The following is a 17,237-nucleotide window of genomic DNA, read 5'->3' on the forward strand; positions in this document are numbered from 1 at the left end:
GGCGGGCGGCAGGGTGGGTGGGTTTCCAAGGGGAAAGAGGGGTCAGATCCGTTTTCCGCAGGAAAACGGATCTGACCCCGGACGCGACCTGGCTTTTGCTTTTTGCTCTTTTCTTTTCAATCCGGGGTGGACGCGCACGGAAAGTGTCCCTGGCCGGGAGGGTGGGTTGCGCAGGGGCGTGAGCCGCATGGATGCGGCGACCGAGCTTACATGGACGTACTTGCAGCGTCCCCTGCGCAACCCATCCTCCCGGCCCAAACGAAGGAAATCCGCCGCTCTCCGCGACCACCCCGAGGGGCTCCGCCGTTGGCTGATATCCAGATACCCCGTAAACGAAAACGCCCCAGCGCAGGGCCAGGGCGTTCTCGTGCGTCAGGTCAGGCGGGGATCAGAATTCCTGCCAGTCCCCGTCAGCCAGTTCGGTGGCCATCGGGCGGCCGCCTGCAGTGCGTCGGGCCGGTGGGGCGACCGCAGCCGGTGCGACCGGTGCGGCGGCACGTGGTGCCGGCGCTGCAACTGCCTTGCGCGGAGCGGCCACGACCTCGGCTTCGTCGACCACGAAGATCGACACGGCCTCGCTGAGGTGCCCAGCCTGTTCTTCCATCGCACGTGCGGCGGCGGTGGCTTCTTCCACCAGCGCAGCGTTCTGCTGGGTGGTCTCGTCCATCTGCACCACGGTCTGGTTGACCTGCTCGATGCCGGCCGACTGCTCCTGCGAGGCGGCGGAGATCTCGGCCATGATGTCGGTCACGCGCTGCACCGAGGCGACGATCTCGCCCATGGTCGCGCCGGCCTTGTGCACCAGCGCCGAGCCGTCGTTGACCTTGCCGACAGAGTCGTCGATCAGGCCCTTGATCTCCTTTGCGGCAGCGGCCGAGCGCTGGGCGAGGGTGCGCACTTCGCTGGCGACCACGGCGAAACCGCGCCCCTGTTCGCCGGCACGTGCGGCCTCCACGGCAGCGTTCAGCGCCAGGATGTTCGTCTGGAAGGCGATGCCGTCGATGACCGAGATGATCTCCGAAATCTTCTTCGACGAGGCCTGGATGGCCGACATCGTGGTGACCACCTGGCCGACCACGTCGCCGCCCTGCGAGGCCACGCCATGTGCGCCGATGGCCAGCTGGTTGGCCTGGCGTGCATGCTCGGCGTTCTGGCGAACGGTCGAGGTCAGCTCCTCCATCGAGGCAGCGGTTTCTTCCAGGTTGGCGGCCTGCTGCTCGGTGCGGCGCGACAGATCGCTGTTGCCCGAGGCGATTTCGCCGGCGGCCGAGCTGATCGCACGGCTGGACTGCTTGATGCGGGTGACGATCTCGCTCAGCTGCGCGGCGGTGGCGTTGGCATCATCGCGCATGCGGGCGAACACGCCCTGGTAATCGCCGTGCATGCGCACGGTCAGATCACCCTGCGACAGCGCGGCAAGCAGGCCGGAGATCTGTTCGATGCTGCCGGCATTGGCGTCGAGCAGGCCGTTGATCTGCTGGGCCAGCTGCAGGAAGAAGCCTTCCTTGTCGTTGGCGTCGATGCGGCCGGACAGGTCGCCGGCCGCAGCCTGGGCAATCACGCGCGCCACTTCGGCTTCGACCTGCGCTTCCTGGGTGCGGTCCCGCCACTCCACTACGTAGCCAACGGTATCGCCGCCTTCGTTGCGGATGGTCGACACCACCTGGGCGAACTGGGCGTCGCCGTACTGCATCGGACGACGGGCAACGCCGTGCGCCTTCAGGTTGCCCAGCAGAGTCTGATCCATCTCGCCACGGTGCTCGAGCACGGTGACCGGCTTGCCGACCAGCGAGGCCTGCGCATCGAAGTCCGGCAGGTCGCGGCGGACCTCGTCCTGGTACTGGGTCAGGGTCTGCTGCAGGGCGCGATTGCTGTAGACGATGGTGTTGCTGGTGTCGGTCAGGTACACGCCGGTCGAGCTGTAGTCCAGCGCGGTGCGGATGCGCAGGTTCTCGCGGGCGATGGCCTGGTCGGTTTCGGTGCGCTCGCGCAGGTCGCGCTGCATGCGCTGCATGGCCTGCATCAGCTCGCCGACTTCGTCCTTGCGGCTGACATCGATATGGCCATCAAGCTTGCCACCGGCCACATCGTTGGCAACCGAGACGGCGCCACGCACGCTGCCGACCAGAGCGCGGGCGAACAGCCAGACCAGCACCAGGCCAAGCGCAGCACCGCCCAGCAGGGCGATCACGGTCAGCACGGCCGAGGCGGCGTAGGTTGATTCGGCCTCATCGCGCGATGCGCGGGCGAGGCGGTTGTCTTCGGCAATCAATGCTTCCAGTGCAGCGCCGGCCTTGCGGTGCTTGGCGCGGGTCTCGCCGACGAAGGTATCGATCGCATCGTCGGGCAGGTCCAGCTCCAGCATCTCGGTGACGCTGTCATAGGAGGTCAGTGCCTCCTTCCATTCCTTGGCGAAGGTATCGAACAGCTTCTTCTGCTGCGGGTTGTCGACCAGCGCCGGATAGCCCTTGATCGACTTGTCCATGCTTTCGCGCAGTTCAGTGGACTGCTTGCGAGCATCTGCCTTGACGTCGTCGCTTGCGCGGATCAGCTGCTGGTAGGCGGCGTTGCGGTACTCGCCGAGCATGCCTCGCATCTCGCCGGCCATGCGGATGCTCTCCATGCGCGAACCGGCCAGCTCGGTGGTGACGTTGTTCAGCGAGTGCAGGCCACGGTAGGCGACGATGCCCTGCAGCAGCATCACCAGCAGGAGAACGCCGAAGGTCAGCATCAGCTTCGGCATCAGTTTCAGGTTGTTGATCCACGGCATGGGCGTTGCGATCTCCTAAGGCAGACGCGTCCGGGCATCGGGCCCGGTTGCAGCAGAAACCACGCCGGCACCAGGTCCGGCGTGGTTCGACGAACGGCGGATTACTTGATGTTGGCCAGCTTCAGGCTTGCCGGCGAGCTGACTTCGATTTCAGCACGCGAGGCATCGCGCTGGATCTTGCCGATCACGCACACGGTCTTGCCTTCCAGGGTTTCCAGCGGGAAGGAGAACTTGCCGCGGTTCTCGCCGGCGATGCGCGCCGAGAAGGTGTGGCGCGGGAATGCGCCGCCCATGTACAGGAAGGTCGGCTGGCCTTCGGAACCTTCTGCGTAGCGGGCCTTTTCGACCTTGCCACAGACCATGCCGTCCTTGCCGACCGAACGCGGTGCCATTTCCGGCGGGATCATGTCGGCCGACTGGGCGAAAGCGGAGGCGGCAGTGGTGGCCAGGACAGCGGCCGAAACGAACGCAAGCAGGGACTTCATCGAGGTGTATCTCCGGGGATGGTGATGGTCGTTCCGGTCCTGCGCGCTCCTGCGCGGCCGGCTTCTGTCCCCCTATCGGCACTGCCGCGGGGAACTGAAGGGTTTTGTGACCAGAACGTGAAGCAGGTCCGCTGGTTCAGGCGGCGGCGTCTTCGACCAGGCTGGCCTGGCCCATGTCGGCACTGTCGAGAAGGGTCTCGATGTCCAGCAGGATCAACATGCGGTCATCCTGGGTGCCGATGCCGGAAATGAAGCGGGTATCGACGGCAGCGCCGAATTCCGGGGTCGGGCGGATCTGCTCGGCAGACAGCGGGATCACGTCGGAGACGCTGTCCACGACGATGCCGACCACACGGTCTTCGACGTTCAGCACGATCATCACGGTGAAGGCGTCGTAGCGGGCATTGTCCAGGCGCAGCTTCAGGCGCAGGTCGATGACCGGCACGATGGTGCCGCGCAGGTTGATCACGCCCTTGATGTAGTCCGGTGCATCCGGTACGCGGGTGACCGCGTCGTAGCCGCGGATTTCCTGCACCTTGAGGATGTCCACGCCGTAGTGCTCGGCACCGAGGGTGAAGCTGAGGAATTCGCCACCGGCGCTGGCGGTGGTGCTGGTCTTGTCGTTCATCGAGGGGTCCTGGTTCTGCCGGAAGTCCCGGTGTCAGGCTCGATATCGGCCCCTGGGTGGGGGACTTTAGGTATCCGGCACTCCCGGGGAAGGAGACAGATCCCTTTTCAGGGAAAAGGGATCTGACCCCGGCATGCGCGCCGGTGTTGCCCTACAGTTCGCCGTTGCGGCGCGCCTTGCGCTGGCGGTCAATGCGGAAGATGTAGCGCTGGATGGCGCTGTCGCCGCCACGCGGCAGGCCGTCGAAACGCATGCCCACGCGCTTGACCTCGATGCCGTTGGGCTGGCGCTGTGGCAGCAGGTTGCAGACCACCAGTTCGATCTCCAGGTCCGGGCCGTCCGGCAGTGAGAGCAGGGCCGGGTAGCGCTTCTGCAGGCTGAATACCGCGCAGTCGGTGGGCACTACCACGGCCAGGCCGCCGCCACTGATATCAACCACCCGCATTGACAGCGTACCGCTGCGGTCTTCTCCGCAGGGCAGCTGCAGCTGCGGCGAGTCGGTGACCGGGGTTTCCAGCCGGTACAGTTCCCGCCGTTGCAGGTGTACCAGCTCGTCCGGCAGCGGGGCGCGGAATGCCACGTGGCCGTCATTGTCCACGCGCTGCAGTGCCTGCAGCCGGAAGCGCACCAGCACGCGTTCAAGCTGGGCGAAGCACAGAAGGTGGTCGGCCTGCTCGGCGGCGCGGTTGGACGATTCCTGCGGACTGCCATCGAGCAGCAGGGTGTCCTCGTCTTCATCGAGCTCAAGCAGCGCAGTCGGGAACGATCGGTCGCGGCCGTCGATATGCGCGTTGATCAGTGATCGCTGGTCGATCAGCGATCGCAGCAACTGCCGCAGCTGGCGCGGGTTGCGGACCAGGAAACGTTCGTCAGCGGCGTCGGCCGCGTGGACATCGTGCACTGCAGTGTCGTTGCCGTCGGACATGGAATCTACGGTCAAGGGTGGGCGCCAGCACGCGTTGGCGCGTGGCTCGATGGGGATATCGGCCACTGTGCAGGATTATGAAGTGAGAATTGCATCACTTTCCACGTGCGAGGGGTCGGATCCCTTTCCCTCAGGAAAGGGATCCGACCCCGTTACCTCAGAACTCCTGCCAGTCGCCCTCGGCGGCCAGTGCCGGCTGTGCCGCCGACGCACGCAGTGCGCGCTTGGCAGCCGGCGCAGCGGTCGCCACCTGGCGCGGAACCGGTGCCGCAGCCAGGCGCGTCGGCGCGGCCGTCGTACCTTGCGAGGCCAGGCGGAAGCGGGCAACCGCTTCGCCCAGCTGCACGGCCTGGTCTTCCATCGCGCGTGCGGCGGCGGTGGCTTCCTCTACCAGTGCGGCGTTCTGCTGGGTGGTCTCGTCCATCTGCACCACGGTCTGGTTGACCTGCTCGATGCCGGCGCTCTGTTCCTGCGAGGCCGCGGAGATCTCGGCCATGATGTCGGTCACGCGCTGCACCGAGGCGACGATCTCGCCCATGGTGCTGCCGGCCTGGTGGACCAGGCTGGAGCCTTCGGCGACCTTGCCGACCGAGTCATCGATCAGGCCCTTGATCTCCTTCGCGGCGGCGGCGGAGCGCTGGGCGAGGGTGCGCACCTCGCTGGCGACCACGGCGAAGCCACGGCCCTGTTCACCAGCGCGTGCGGCTTCCACCGCGGCGTTCAGCGCCAGGATGTTGGTCTGGAACGAAATGCCGTCGATGACCGAGATGATCTCGGCGATCTTCTTCGAGGAGGCTTCAATGGCCGACATGGTGGTCACCACCTGGCCGACCACGTCGCCGCCCTGCGAGGCCACGCCGTGCGCACCGATCGCCAGCTGGTTGGCCTGGCGGGCATGCTCGGCGTTCTGGCGAACGGTCGAGGTCAGCTCCTCCATCGAGGCGGCGGTTTCTTCCAGATTGGCTGCCTGCTGTTCGGTGCGGCGCGACAGGTCGCTGTTGCCCGAGGCGATCTCGCCGGCGGCGAGGGTGATGCTGGAGGCGCTGGCCTGGATCTGGCCGACGATCTGGGTCAGCTGCGCGACGGTGGTGTTGGCGTCGTCACGCATGCGTGCGAACACACCATTGAACTGCCCATCCATGCGTGCGGTCAGGTCGCCGGCAGCGATCGATTGCAGCAGCTGCGACAACTGGCCCAGATTGCCGTCGGCCACCTGCATCATGGTGTTCAGCTGCTCGATCATGACCTTGAAGTCATGCTGGAAGCGCTGGGCATCGCCGCGCTGGCTGAAGTCGCCGGCTGCTGCAGCGGCGGCCAGCTGCTGGATCTGGGTGTTGATCGCGAGCAGGCTGGCCTTGGCGGCATCCATCGACTCGTGCAGGATCGCGCGGCTGCCCGGCAGGCGGCGTGCGTCCGGTGCAAGATTGCCGATCGCGTACTGGTTGAGCACGTCGATGGCATCGCGGATCGCATCCAGGTGTTCGAAGATCACCGTGTTGATGCCGCCGGCCAGCTGGCCATACACGCCCGGGAAGTCCTCCGGGATGCGGTGGCTGATATCCGGACCGGCATGCATCTGCGCCATCAACTGGGTCTGCTCGGAGAAGCGGCGCAGCATCGAGGTCATCTCGGCCGTGGCGGCCAGCATCTTGCCGGCTTCGTCCTTGCTGGTGGCCTGCGTGCTGACACTGAGATCACCACGGGCGACGGCCTGGATCGCGTGCACGGCCTTGCCCAGCGGACCTGTGACAGCGCGCGAGATGACCATGGCCAGCGCGGCGGCCACCAGCGACAGCAGCACGATGCAGCCGATGATGGCGATCATGCTGGTGTGGTGGGTGGCATTGGCATCGGCGATCTTGGCATCCATCAGGCCGGCGATGTGGGTGCCGAGGGTCTTCATCGCAGCGAACAGGTCACGGCGTGCCGGCCGCGACTGTTCGTCGGAGATCTGCCGCGCCAAAGCGCCATCGCCAGCGGCGACCGCTTCGCGCATGGCCTTGTTGGCGGCGAAGTAGCGGTCCAGCTGCACGTTGGCCGCGCCATACAGTTCGCGCTCCTTGGCCAGTGCGGGCAGTGCCGAGTAGGCGGCCAGTTCGTCGTGCACGGCCTTGGCGGTGTCGTCCATGCGCTTGTAGTAGTCGGCCACCTTGTCCGGCTGGTCGAGCATGCTGAGCAGCGCCAGCTCGTAGGTGCGGAATTCGCCCAGTTGCGAGCGTGCCTCGCCGAGGTGCTGCACCGAGGGAATATCGTTGCTGGCCATCTCGCCCAGTTGCTTGTTGGCCTCGTTGAGCCGCAGCAGCGCGAATGCACCGAGGACGAGGGTCATCAAGGTGGTGAGGGTGAACCCCACGGCCAGCTTGCGGGCGATGGGCAGATCTTGGAACCACTTCATGCAGGGTGCTCCAGGTGGGCAGGATGCCGGCGTCGTTGCGTCGGCTGGGGGTGGTTGCAGAGCGAACGGTGGTGCCCGGTGGGGGTTCGGTGACGGCCGTCAAAGCGAGATAGCGGCGTGCTGCGGGCGGACTTTATGGACGCAGATCACATTCGGTTGCGTAGGGATGACGGCGCGAAAGTGCTGCGGCGGCGCGGCTTGCGCTTCGGTGGCGTGGTTGCGAACGAAACCAGTGCGGCGACGGAGTTCACGGAATGGGTTCGGGGCGGATTGGGGTCAGATCCCTTTTCAAAGAAGAGGGATCTGACCCCCAGCCACACATGGTCGGCGCACGCGCAAAGAAAAACCGCCGCCCCGAAGGGCGGCGGTTCAGTGCACGCATGCGGTGTGGATCAGGCGGCCTGCGGCATCCGCAGCGAGCGCACGAGGCCACCGATGTCGACGATCAGGGCCACGCGGCCATCGCCGAGGATGGTGGCACCGGACACCCCGCCGATGCGGCGATAGTTGTTCTCGATGTTCTTCACCACCACCTGCTGCTGGCCGACCAGCTCGTCGACTTCCAGTGCGATCTTCTGGCCATCGCCTTCGACCACCACCACCAACGATTCGCTGCCGGGAGCGCGGTTGCCGTAGCCGTAGTACTCGCTCAGCGACAGGATCGGCAGGTATTCGCCACGCACGCGCAGCACACGGCCTTCGCCGGCCATGCTGCGGATGTCCTCGGGCTGCGGCTGCAGTGCCTCCAGCACGTACGCCAGCGGCAGGATCAGGGTTTCGCCGGCCACCGCCACGGTCATGCCATCAAGGATGGCCAGTGTCAGCGGCAGGCGGATCAGTGTGCGAGTACCGGTACCGAGGCCGCTTTCGATCTGCACTTCGCCACCCAGTGCCTGGATGTTGCGACGGACCACATCCATGCCGACGCCGCGGCCGGACAGGTCGGTGACCGCGTCTGCAGTTGAGAAGCCGGGCTGGAAGATAAGGTCCCAGACCTGCGAATCGGTCGGGTTGTCCGGTACGGCCAGGCCGCGCTCGCTGGCCTTGGCGAGGATCTTGGCACGGTCCAGGCCGCGGCCGTCGTCGCTGACTTCGATGACGATGTGGCCGCCCTGGTGCGATGCCGCCAAGGTGATCGTGCCGGTCTCGTCCTTGCCCGCATCACGTCGCACGTCCGGCATTTCCAGGCCGTGGTCGATCGAGTTGCGCACCAGGTGGACCAGCGGATCGGCGATCTTCTCGATCAGGCCCTTGTCCAGCTCGGTGCCTTCGCCGACGGTGCGCAGGCGGACCTGCTTGCCGAGGCGGCCGGAGAGGTCGCGGACCAGGCGCGGGAAGCGGCGGAACACTGCATCGACCGGCAGCATGCGCACGCCGATCACCGCTTCCTGCAGGTCGCGGGTGTTGCGTTCAAGCTGGTCCAGGCCGGCGAACAGGCTCTCGGCGTGGACCGGGTCCAGTGCGTGCGAGACCTGCTTGAGCATGGCCTGGGTGATGACCAGTTCGCCGACCAGGTTGATCAGCGCATCGACCTTGTCGACGCTGACGCGGATCGAGGTTTCCGCTTCCTGACCGCCACCACCGCTGGCGGCAGGAGTGGTGGCCACGGCCGGTGCAGCAACAGCTGTGGAAGGGGGAGCAGCGGATGCGGTCGGGGCCTGCGTGGCCAGGCTCGGCGGTGCGGCCGGACGGATGTCCAGCTCGCAGTCGTCCAGTACCCAGGCGAAGGTGTCTTCAATCTTGCTGCGCGGCACTTTGCCGACCAGTCCCAGATCCCACGCCAGATGAGCCTCGAGCGGGTCGAGCTGGGCGAAGCCGGGCAGGCGTTCCATGCGCGCAGCCACCTGCAGCGAACCGAGGTGTTCCAGTTCGCGGATGATGCGCAGTGGATCGTTGCCGCTCATGAACAGCGACGGTGCCGGGGTGAAGCCGATCTGCCAGGCTTCCGGCGTGTCGTCCACCTTGGCAGCCGGGGCGGCCTGGGCGGCAGCTGCGGCTTGTCCGGAAAGAACTGCTTCCAGGCGCGCCTTCACCGCGGCGACAGCGGCGGGATCGGCGGCCTGGCCGTGTTCGGCTTCGCGCAGCAGGGCGCGCAGCACGTCCACCGAAGACAGCATGGCGTCGACAGCGTGGCCTTCCAGCGCCCGCTTGCCTGCACGCAGCTCATCGAGCAGCGTTTCCAGCACGTGGGTCAGGCCGGCAATCGCATCGAAGCCGAAGGTGCCGGCGCCGCCCTTGATCGAGTGGGCAGCGCGGAACACCGAATTGATGATCTCCGCGTCCTGTTGCCCCGATTCCAGGGCCAGCAGGCCAGCCTCCATCGCGTCGAGGCCTTCGCGGCTCTCCTCGAAGAAGGTGGCGTGGAAGCGTTGCAGGTCCATGCTCATGGCAGTGGCGATCCGGAAGCGAAGAGGGGGAGCAGTGCGGGGCGATCAGCCCAGCACTTTCTGCACGGTGGCGACGAGCTGCTCGGGATTGAACGGCTTGACCAGCCAGCCGGTGGCACCGGCGGCCTTGCCTTCGGACTTCTTGTCCGCGGCCGATTCGGTGGTGAGCATCAGCAGCGGGGTGAACTTGTAGTCCGGCAGCTGGCGCAGTTCGCGGATCAGCGCGATGCCGTCCATGTTCGGCATGTTGACGTCGGTGACCACCGCATTGAAGCGCTGGCCCTTTGCGCGACCGAGCGCGACCGCGCCGTCTTCGGCTTCTTCGACGGCAAAACCGGCCGAGGTGAGGGCGAAGGAAACCATCTGGCGCATCGACGCCGAATCGTCCACCACCAAGATACGTGCGCTCATGCAGCGTTCTCCACAGATTTCAGGTTGTCATGGGTTGCGTCCAGGCCCAGGGCCTGGGTGACGCCAAGCAGGCGTGCGGCGTCACGGAAGGTTGCGGTGCAGCCGTGGAAGCCGGTGCCGAGGCCTGCCTCGCGGCGCGCCTGCACGAACGCACACAGCACCTGCACGGCGGCCGTGTGGATGCGGGTGACCTGGCTCGCATCCAGGGTCAGCTCGCCTGCCTCTGCCACCAACGGCGAAAGGCGGTTCTTGAGCTCGGTGCTGCTCTCGATGCCGAGATCCTCACCCAGTTCGACAATGCTCATGGTTGCTCCGGACAAACGGTTCCGTGATCCATAACGGCACCCCGGCGGGGTTCTTTAGAGGAATCGACGCGGTGCGTCGATGCGGTGCTGTTCGGGGGCGGGAGATGCCAATGCTGCGCATCGGCACCTGCCGTCCCCGACAGGCAACGCGGCGGCGCGGAACGCCGACTCAGCTCAACAGCTGCGTGGCATCGAGCAGGATCATCGGCCGCTGGCTGACCCGGGCAACGCCACGGAACAGATCATTGGAAATCTGGCAGATGCGCGCCGTATCAGGCGGCTCGATCTGCGAATCGGTGAGGTTGGCGACGTCTTCCACGGCCGACACGCGCAGGCCGATGGTCTCGCCGTTTTCCTCCAGCACCACGATGCGGGTCTGTGCGTCGTCCTCGGCAGCGGTTGCACCCAGGTGCAGGCCCAGGTCCATTACCGGCACCACCTGGCCGCGCAGGTTCATTATCCCCAGCATGGCCGGGGCGGTACCGCGCAAAGGCAGCAACGGTACCGGCAGGACCACTTCCTGCACCTTCAGCAGTTCCAGTGCATAGGCCTGGGCACCACAACGCAGGCGCAGCCAGCGCGAGGTGCGCTCGCCGGCGCGGCGGTTCTGCGGATGCGGGCTGCTGGCCGGGCGGTGTGCCTGCGCCTGCAGTTCCTGCCAGGTGCCAGGTCGATTGCCAGCGGGAGCGTCTACCGCCACGCGCGGTGGCGGTGCTGCTGCAGCCGGTGCAGGGGTGGGGCGTGGTGCAGGCGCCAGTGCTGCAACCGTGGCGGGTGGTGGCGTGGCCACGTCCTCGCCACCGGAGGCCGCCTCGAATGCGGCCTGCAGGCCGGGGCTGTCGGTGTGGGCGAGGCGATGGCTGTCGGCAGGATCGGTCTCGTAGATCACTTCATCGGGCAGATCGTCCCAGGTCGGCTCCGGGCCGGCCTTTGCGGTGGCCGCAGCCGGCGCAGGAGCGGTCTCGTGGATCACTTCGTCCGGCAGGTCATCCCAGGTCGGCTCGCGTTGCGTGGCGGAGGCCGGTGTAGCGGCAGCCTCGAAAGCGGCTTGCAGTGCGGCGTCGTCCATTGCAGGGGTAGCGGCGACGGCTTCGGTCTCGTAGATCACTTCGGCTGGCAGGTCGTCCCAGGTGGGCTCGCGCTCCGGTTCCGCTGCGCTCGCAGGGCGTGGCCCGGCGCTACCCGGTGCAGAGGCGGCCTCGAAGGCGGCTTCCAGCGCGGCGTCGTCCACGGCAGGGGCAGCGGTGACGGCTTCAGTTTCGTAGATCACTTCGGCTGGCAGGTCATCCCAGGTCGGTTCGCGTTCCGGTGCCGCTGTGCTCGCTGGGCGTGCCCCGGCATTACCCGGCGGCGCGACGGGTGGCGCCACAGCGATCGCCTCGCCCAACAGCTCGTCCAGATAGTCGTCCAGTACGCCGGTGCTGTTCATGCGGCCTGCTCCAGGGCGCGGGCATCCTCGCCGAGGATCCAGTTGAGGGCGCGACGGTACGCAGCCAGGCCGCGGCCCGGGTAGTCCTCGCCGACGCTCGGCAGGGTCAGGCCGGCGGCATTGCTGATGCGAGTGTCGATCGGAATCGCGTCTTCCCATACGCGTGTGCCATGACGATCCTGCATGGTGCGCAGCGACTCGTTGCCAGCGCGGGTGCGGCGATCGAACAGGGTCGGCAGGATCGAGATCGGCAGCGGGCGGCGCCGCGAGCGCTCGACCATCTCGCCGGTGCGGACCATGCCGTCCAGTCCATGCAGCGCCAGCGGTTCGGCCTGGGTCGGGATGATCAGGCGGTCGGCCGCAGCCAGTGCATTGATCATCAGCAGGCCGAGGGTCGGTGCGCAGTCCAGCAGGATGTAGTCGTGCTGTCCCTGATGGCGGGCAAGCGCGTTCTGCAGAGCCAGGCCGAGGCCGGGCTGGTTGGCGCTGCGCCGCTCCAGCGTGGCCAGCGCCGACTGCGCGCAGACGTAGTCCAGGCCGTGGATGCTGCTGGCGTGGCACAGGCCGGATAGATCGGCCGGCGGTGCGCCGAACAGTTCCAGCACGCCGGCCGGCGGCGGGTCCACCGGTACGCCGAAGGCACGGCTGAGCGAGGCATGCGGATCGAGGTCGATCAGCAGCACGCGGTGGCCCATTGCAGCCAGGCCACGGCCGAGGGCGAGGGTGGTAGTGGTCTTGCCGACTCCGCCCTTCTGGTTGGCGACTGCCCAGATGCGCATCGGTTTACTCCTTCATTGCCGGGGGAACGGCGGCGCCGACACGGCTGCCAGCCGGCACCGGCGGCAACTTCACCGGTGCGATGGGGGAGGTGGGGGCGGTAGCCGGAGTTGCGGCGGCTTGTTCGGTGTCGGTGCTGTTGGCACCGCCGGTTGCGGCGCTCAGGCGCTGGCCCAGCGGATCGATTGCGTGGGTGGTATCGGCCAGGATGATGACCATCACCCGGCGGTTGCGGTTGCGACCCTGCGCGCTGTCGTTTTCTTCGCGCGGGCGGAACTGGCCGTAGCCGACCATCGCCAGCCGCGAGGGCTGCACGCCCTGGTCGGCGAACAGGTGCACCACGCTGGCAGCGCGACCGGCGGACAGTTCCCAGTTGGACGGGAAGGTGGCGGTGGCGATCGGCACGTTGTCGGTATGGCCTTCCACGCGCACGCTGTTGGGTACATCGCGCAGTACGTCGGCCAGACTGGCCAGGGTCTGCCGCGCGTGCACGTCCAGCGCGGCCGAGCCGGTCGGGAACAGGATGTCGCTGTTGATCTCGACTTCGATCCACAGCTCGGTGCGACGCACGCTGATCATGCCGCGGTCGATCAGCGGTGCCAGCGCGGCGGTCAGACGGTCGGCGATGCTGCTGAGTTGGCGCTCGGCGCGCGCGATCTGTTCCTGGTTGTGCACCGACACGGGCATGCGCATCTGCGAGGCCATCGATGGCAGCAGCGTCGGGTCGTGCGACGGCGCAGGCGCCGAGGGCCCGATCTTGGTGCCGGACTTGATCACTGAGGGACTGTCCCAGCCGCCGCCCTGCACCTGCTTGTTGCCGACCTGCACCGGATTGATGGTGCGCGGCGCGCCACCGAAGGCATCGGTGAGCGCGTCGGCCATGATCCGGTACTTGCCCTCGTTGACCGAGGAGATCGCGTACATGACCACGAAGAAGGCGAGCAGCAGCGTCATCAGGTCGGCATAGGGGATTGCCCATGCTTCATGGTTGGCGTGCTCTTCGTGGTGCTTGCGGCGGGCCATGTCAGTGCAGGAAGCCGGAGAGGTTGGTTTCGATGTTGCGCGGGTTCTCGCCCTGGGCGATCGAAATCAGGCCTTCGATGACCATTTCGCGATCACGGGTGTTGTGCGAGATCACACTCTTGAGCTTGGCGGCGATCGGCAGGAACAGCAGGTTGGCCGAGGCGATGCCGTAGATGGTGGCGGTGAACGCGGCGGCGATGCCATGGCCGAGCTTGCTCGGGTCGGCGAGATTCTTCATCACCGCGATCAGGCCGAGCACGGCGCCGATGATGCCCAGCGTGGGCGCATAGATGCCCATCGCCTCGAAGACCTTGGCGCCGGCCTGGTCCTGGTGCTCCTGGCTTCCCAGTTCGATTTCCAGCATGTGCCGGATTGATTCGGGCTCGACGCCGTCCACCAGCAGCTGCAGTCCCTTGCGCAGGAACGGGTCCTGCTGTGCTTCCACCTGTGCTTCCAGGCCAAGCAGGCCCTGGCGGCGTGCGATGTTGCTCCATTCGACAATCTGCTGGATCAGTTCGCGGCGGTCGCTGTGCGGCGGTCGCACGACCCAGCGCACGATCTTGAAGGCGTGCTTGAACACGGCCGGCGAGGTGTGCAGCAGGATCGCGGCGACGGTACCGACGATGACGATCACGAACGCGGCAGGCGACCACAGCGACGCCAGGCCGGCGCCCTTGAGGATGCTGCCGCCGACCAGCGAGGCCAGGGCGAGAAAGAGTCCAATGAGGCTGAGTCTATCCATGGGTCCGGTATCGGCTTGTGTGAATGGGACTTGAGACACCGGGAGGTCGTGTACAGACGGTAGTCACAGTTTTCGGGTCGCCGGGCATGGCCCGCCGGGCTTCAGCGCAGTCCGTCCACGTCCAGGATCAGGGCCATGCGACCATCGCCGATCAAGGTTGCACCGGCATAACCAGCCAGGCCACGCAGCGCCTTGGGCAAGGGTTTGATGACCACTTCCTCGCGCCCTCGCACCTGGTCCACGACCAGGCCGAACCGGGCTTCACCGGCCTGCAGCACGACGATGGTCAGCAGCGGCGAGGCGGCCGGCGTCACATCCAGCCACTGGCGAAGATCGACCAGCGCCAGGGTATGCGAGCGGCGGTCGAGCACGGCACGTCCATCGAACCAGCCCAGCGAGGTGCGCGGGGCGTGCAGCACTTCCATCACGCGTGCCAGCGGCAAGGCGTAGACGTCCTCGCCGGCCTGCACCAGCAGGGTCGGCAGGATCGCCAGGGTCAGCGGCACGCGGATCAGGAAGCGACTGCCGCGGCCCAGTTCCGACTGGATCTGGATCTGGCCGCTCAGTTCGCGGATGCGCGACTGCACCACGTCCATGCCGACACCACGGCCGGAGATATCCGTGACCTGCTGCTTGGTCGAGAAGCCGGGCAGGAACACCAGGTGCAGGCATTCCTCGCTGCTCAGGCGGGCAGCGGCTTCCGGATCGATCAGGCCCTTCTCGCGTGCCTTCGCGCGCAGCTTTTCCGGATCGATGCCGGCGCCATCGTCCTGTACCTCGATGCTGACGTAGTCGCCTTCCTGCTGCGCCGACAGGCGCACGTGGCCCATCCGAGGCTTGCCCTGGGCTTCACGCAGCTCGGGCGTTTCCACGCCATGGTCGATGGCGTTGCGGACCAGATGCACCAGCGGGTCGGCCAGGGCTTCGACCAGGTTACGGTCGAGCTCGGTTTCGGCGCCGATCAGCTCAAGGTCCACTTCCTTCTTCAGCGAGCGGGCAACGTCGCGGGCGACCTTGGGGAAGCGCGAGAACACCTTGCCCACCGGCTGCATGCGGGTACGCATCACCGCCGACTGCAGGCGTGCGGTGGCGATGTCCAGCGTGGATACCGCACGGTCCAGCTCCTCGTCGCGCAGGCGCGCACGCAGGGTCTTCAAGCGATTGCGTGACAGCACCAGTTCGCCGATCAGGTTGACGATCGCATCCAGGCGCTTGGTATCCACGCGCACGGTGTGCTCGGCTTCGGCCAGTGGCTTGGCGGGCGGCTTGGCCGCCGGTGCGGGTGCGGGTGCGGCTGGGCGTGGCGCGGGCGGTGCCGCCGGCACCGCGGCGACCGGTTTGGTGCCGGGTGCGGCGCCACCGTGCAGCTGGTCGAGCAGGGCTTCGAACTCGTCTTCGCTGATCAGGCCGTCGTCGGCCTTCTTCGCCGGTGCGACCGCGGTCGGGGCATTGCCGCCGTGCAGCTGGTCGAGCAGGGCCTCGAACTCATCGTCGGTGATCAGGTCACTGCCACCGGTGGCGGGCGCAGCGGCGGCCGCCGGGGCGGTGGCGCCACCGTGTACATCGAACTGCGCGATCAGCTCGGGGGGCGCGTAGCCCGGTTCGGTACCCGAGGACACTGCATCCAGCATCGACTGCAGGTAATCCAGCGATTGCTGGGCGGCATCGAAATGGTGGGCCTGCAGCACCGCCTGGCCGGCGCGCGCGGCGCCGAGGGCTTCTTCGGCGGCGTGGCACAGTTCAACCATGGCCGTCACGCCAAGGAAGCCGGCGCCACCCTTCAGCGTGTGGTAGCCGCGGAACACCGCATTGAGCTGGTCGCCGTCCTGGGGTGCCTGCTCCAGCGACACCAGCTGTTCGCCCAGGCGATCCAGGATTTCCTGCGCCTCGATGATGAAATCGGCAGTGATGTCGTCGGATACCGCGCTCATGCTTACAGCCCCAGATCCGACAACAGGTCGTCGGCGTCGTTCTGCGAGACCGCGTGGCGGTCCAGTCCCTTCAGTGCCGGCCCGGCCAGTTCCGGGTCGGAGCGATGCTGTTCCGGCGGCAGGCCGAGTGCGCCGAAGCCTTCGTGCACGCGGCGCACGATGCCGACCACGCGACGGATGATCTGCCCGGTCAGGTCCTGGTAGCTCTGGGTCAGAGCGATCTCGGTCAGGTTATGGCGGATGCGCTCGAGCTGCGCGTCCTGGCCAGGCTGCAGGCCTTCGGCGCGCAGCTGTTCGGTCAGGCTGCGGCATTCCTCGGCCAGGTCCAGGGTGCGGTGGGTGGCCTGTTCGGTCATCGCCACCACGTGGTCCAGGCGCGCGCAGGCGTCGTCCAGTTCGCCGGCTTCGTCAGGCACGGTCGGCAGCTCACCCAGCGCCTGTCCCAGCTCGCGGGCCAGCCGCGAAAGGCCGCTCATCATCGGCTGCGTGCGCAGTGCGACCAGCCCGTCGATGCGCTGCCGCCACGCGGCTTCGTCACCGGACTCGAGTGCGTCCAGGGCTTCCTGAAGGCGCAGGGCGAGGGCGTTCCTGTCGACCGTGGTATCCATCAGGCGCTGGCCGCCAGGCGTTCGAAGATCTTGCCGAGCTTCTCTTCCAGGGTCTGCGCGGTGAACGGCTTGATGATGTAGCCGTTCACGCCGCTCTGGGCGGCTTCGATGATCTGCTCGCGCTTGGCTTCGGCCGTCACCATCAGCACCGGCAGTGTCTTCAGCTTGGCATCGGCGCGGATCGCCTTGAGCAGTTCGATGCCGGTCATCACCGGCATGTTCCAGTCGGTGACCACGAAATCGAACGGCTGGCTCTGCAGCAGCGACAGCGCGGCATGCCCGTCCTCGGCTTCGGCGGTATTGGTGAAGCCCAGATCGCCCAGCAGGTTCTTGACGATCCGACGCATGGTCGAGAAGTCGTCGACGATCAGGATGCGCATGTTCTTGTTCAAAGCAGAGTTCCTTTGTTGTTCAGTCCGGG

15 protein-coding genes are annotated in these 17,237 nt (G+C 66.9%); all 15 read right to left on the reverse strand.

Going from position 1 to position 17,237, the window contains the following annotated elements:
• Positions 1-388 precede the first annotated feature (388 nt).
• On the reverse strand, positions 389-2,770 hold the full coding sequence (locus tag DI041_RS19200) for a methyl-accepting chemotaxis protein (RefSeq protein WP_136639676.1): 2,382 nt from the start codon (positions 2,768-2,770) through the stop codon (positions 389-391).
• Positions 2,771-2,871: 101 nt separating this feature from the next.
• Entirely contained in the window at positions 2,872-3,255 is a 384-nt protein-coding gene (locus tag DI041_RS19205) for a hypothetical protein (protein WP_135273515.1), read from the reverse strand.
• 136 nt (positions 3,256-3,391) lie between these two features.
• Entirely contained in the window at positions 3,392-3,883 is a 492-nt protein-coding gene (locus DI041_RS19210) for a chemotaxis protein CheW (protein WP_136639677.1), read from the reverse strand.
• 151 nt (positions 3,884-4,034) lie between these two features.
• On the reverse strand, positions 4,035-4,808 hold the full coding sequence (locus tag DI041_RS19215; RefSeq protein ID WP_136639693.1) for a flagellar brake protein: 774 nt from the start codon (positions 4,806-4,808) through the stop codon (positions 4,035-4,037).
• Positions 4,809-4,965: 157 nt separating this feature from the next.
• Positions 4,966-7,203, reverse strand: coding sequence for a methyl-accepting chemotaxis protein (locus tag DI041_RS19220; RefSeq protein WP_136639678.1), 2,238 nt, complete (start codon positions 7,201-7,203; stop codon positions 4,966-4,968).
• A gap of 392 nt (positions 7,204-7,595) precedes the next feature.
• Entirely contained in the window at positions 7,596-9,590 is a 1,995-nt protein-coding gene (locus DI041_RS19225) for a chemotaxis protein CheA (RefSeq protein WP_136639679.1), read from the reverse strand.
• Between the two features lie 45 nt (positions 9,591-9,635).
• Positions 9,636-10,001, reverse strand: a complete 366-nt coding sequence (locus tag DI041_RS19230) for a response regulator (RefSeq protein ID WP_005409521.1) — start codon at positions 9,999-10,001, stop codon at positions 9,636-9,638.
• A complete protein-coding gene (locus DI041_RS19235; RefSeq protein WP_046984312.1) occupies positions 9,998-10,306 on the reverse strand; it encodes an STAS domain-containing protein in 309 nt (102 codons plus the stop codon). Before DI041_RS19235 ends, DI041_RS19230 begins: the two co-directional genes overlap by 4 nt.
• A gap of 169 nt (positions 10,307-10,475) precedes the next feature.
• On the reverse strand, positions 10,476-11,735 hold the full coding sequence (locus DI041_RS19240; protein ID WP_136639680.1) for a chemotaxis protein CheW: 1,260 nt from the start codon (positions 11,733-11,735) through the stop codon (positions 10,476-10,478).
• The gene (locus tag DI041_RS19245) at positions 11,732-12,514 is read right to left on the reverse strand and encodes a ParA family protein (RefSeq protein ID WP_136639681.1); all 783 of its coding nucleotides are present in this window, start codon (positions 12,512-12,514) and stop codon (positions 11,732-11,734) included. The genes DI041_RS19240 and DI041_RS19245 overlap by 4 nt, the downstream gene beginning before the upstream one ends.
• Positions 12,515-12,518: 4 nt before the next feature.
• Positions 12,519-13,535 carry a flagellar motor protein MotD gene (motD, locus tag DI041_RS19250; protein ID WP_136639682.1) on the reverse strand — a complete coding sequence of 339 codons (1,017 nt, stop codon included), beginning with the start codon at positions 13,533-13,535 and terminating at the stop codon, positions 12,519-12,521.
• 1 nt (position 13,536) lies between these two features.
• Entirely contained in the window at positions 13,537-14,277 is a 741-nt protein-coding gene (locus DI041_RS19255) for a flagellar motor protein (protein WP_046984316.1), read from the reverse strand.
• Between the two features lie 101 nt (positions 14,278-14,378).
• The gene (locus tag DI041_RS19260) at positions 14,379-16,208 is read right to left on the reverse strand and encodes a chemotaxis protein CheA (RefSeq protein WP_046984317.1); all 1,830 of its coding nucleotides are present in this window, start codon (positions 16,206-16,208) and stop codon (positions 14,379-14,381) included.
• A 2-nt stretch (positions 16,209-16,210) separates the two neighbouring features.
• Positions 16,211-16,816 (reverse strand): protein phosphatase CheZ, encoded by a 606-nt coding sequence (locus DI041_RS19265; protein WP_046984318.1) that lies wholly within the window; start codon positions 16,814-16,816, stop codon positions 16,211-16,213.
• Complete coding sequence (cheY, locus tag DI041_RS19270) at positions 16,816-17,208, reverse strand: chemotaxis response regulator CheY (RefSeq protein ID WP_006365466.1); 393 nt, start codon at positions 17,206-17,208, stop codon at positions 16,816-16,818. Before cheY ends, DI041_RS19265 begins: the two co-directional genes overlap by 1 nt.
• Positions 17,209-17,237 lie beyond the last annotated feature (29 nt).

The sequence above is a fragment of the Stenotrophomonas maltophilia genome (assembly GCF_004920835.1).
Lineage (GTDB): Bacteria > Pseudomonadota > Gammaproteobacteria > Xanthomonadales > Xanthomonadaceae > Stenotrophomonas > Stenotrophomonas maltophilia_AQ.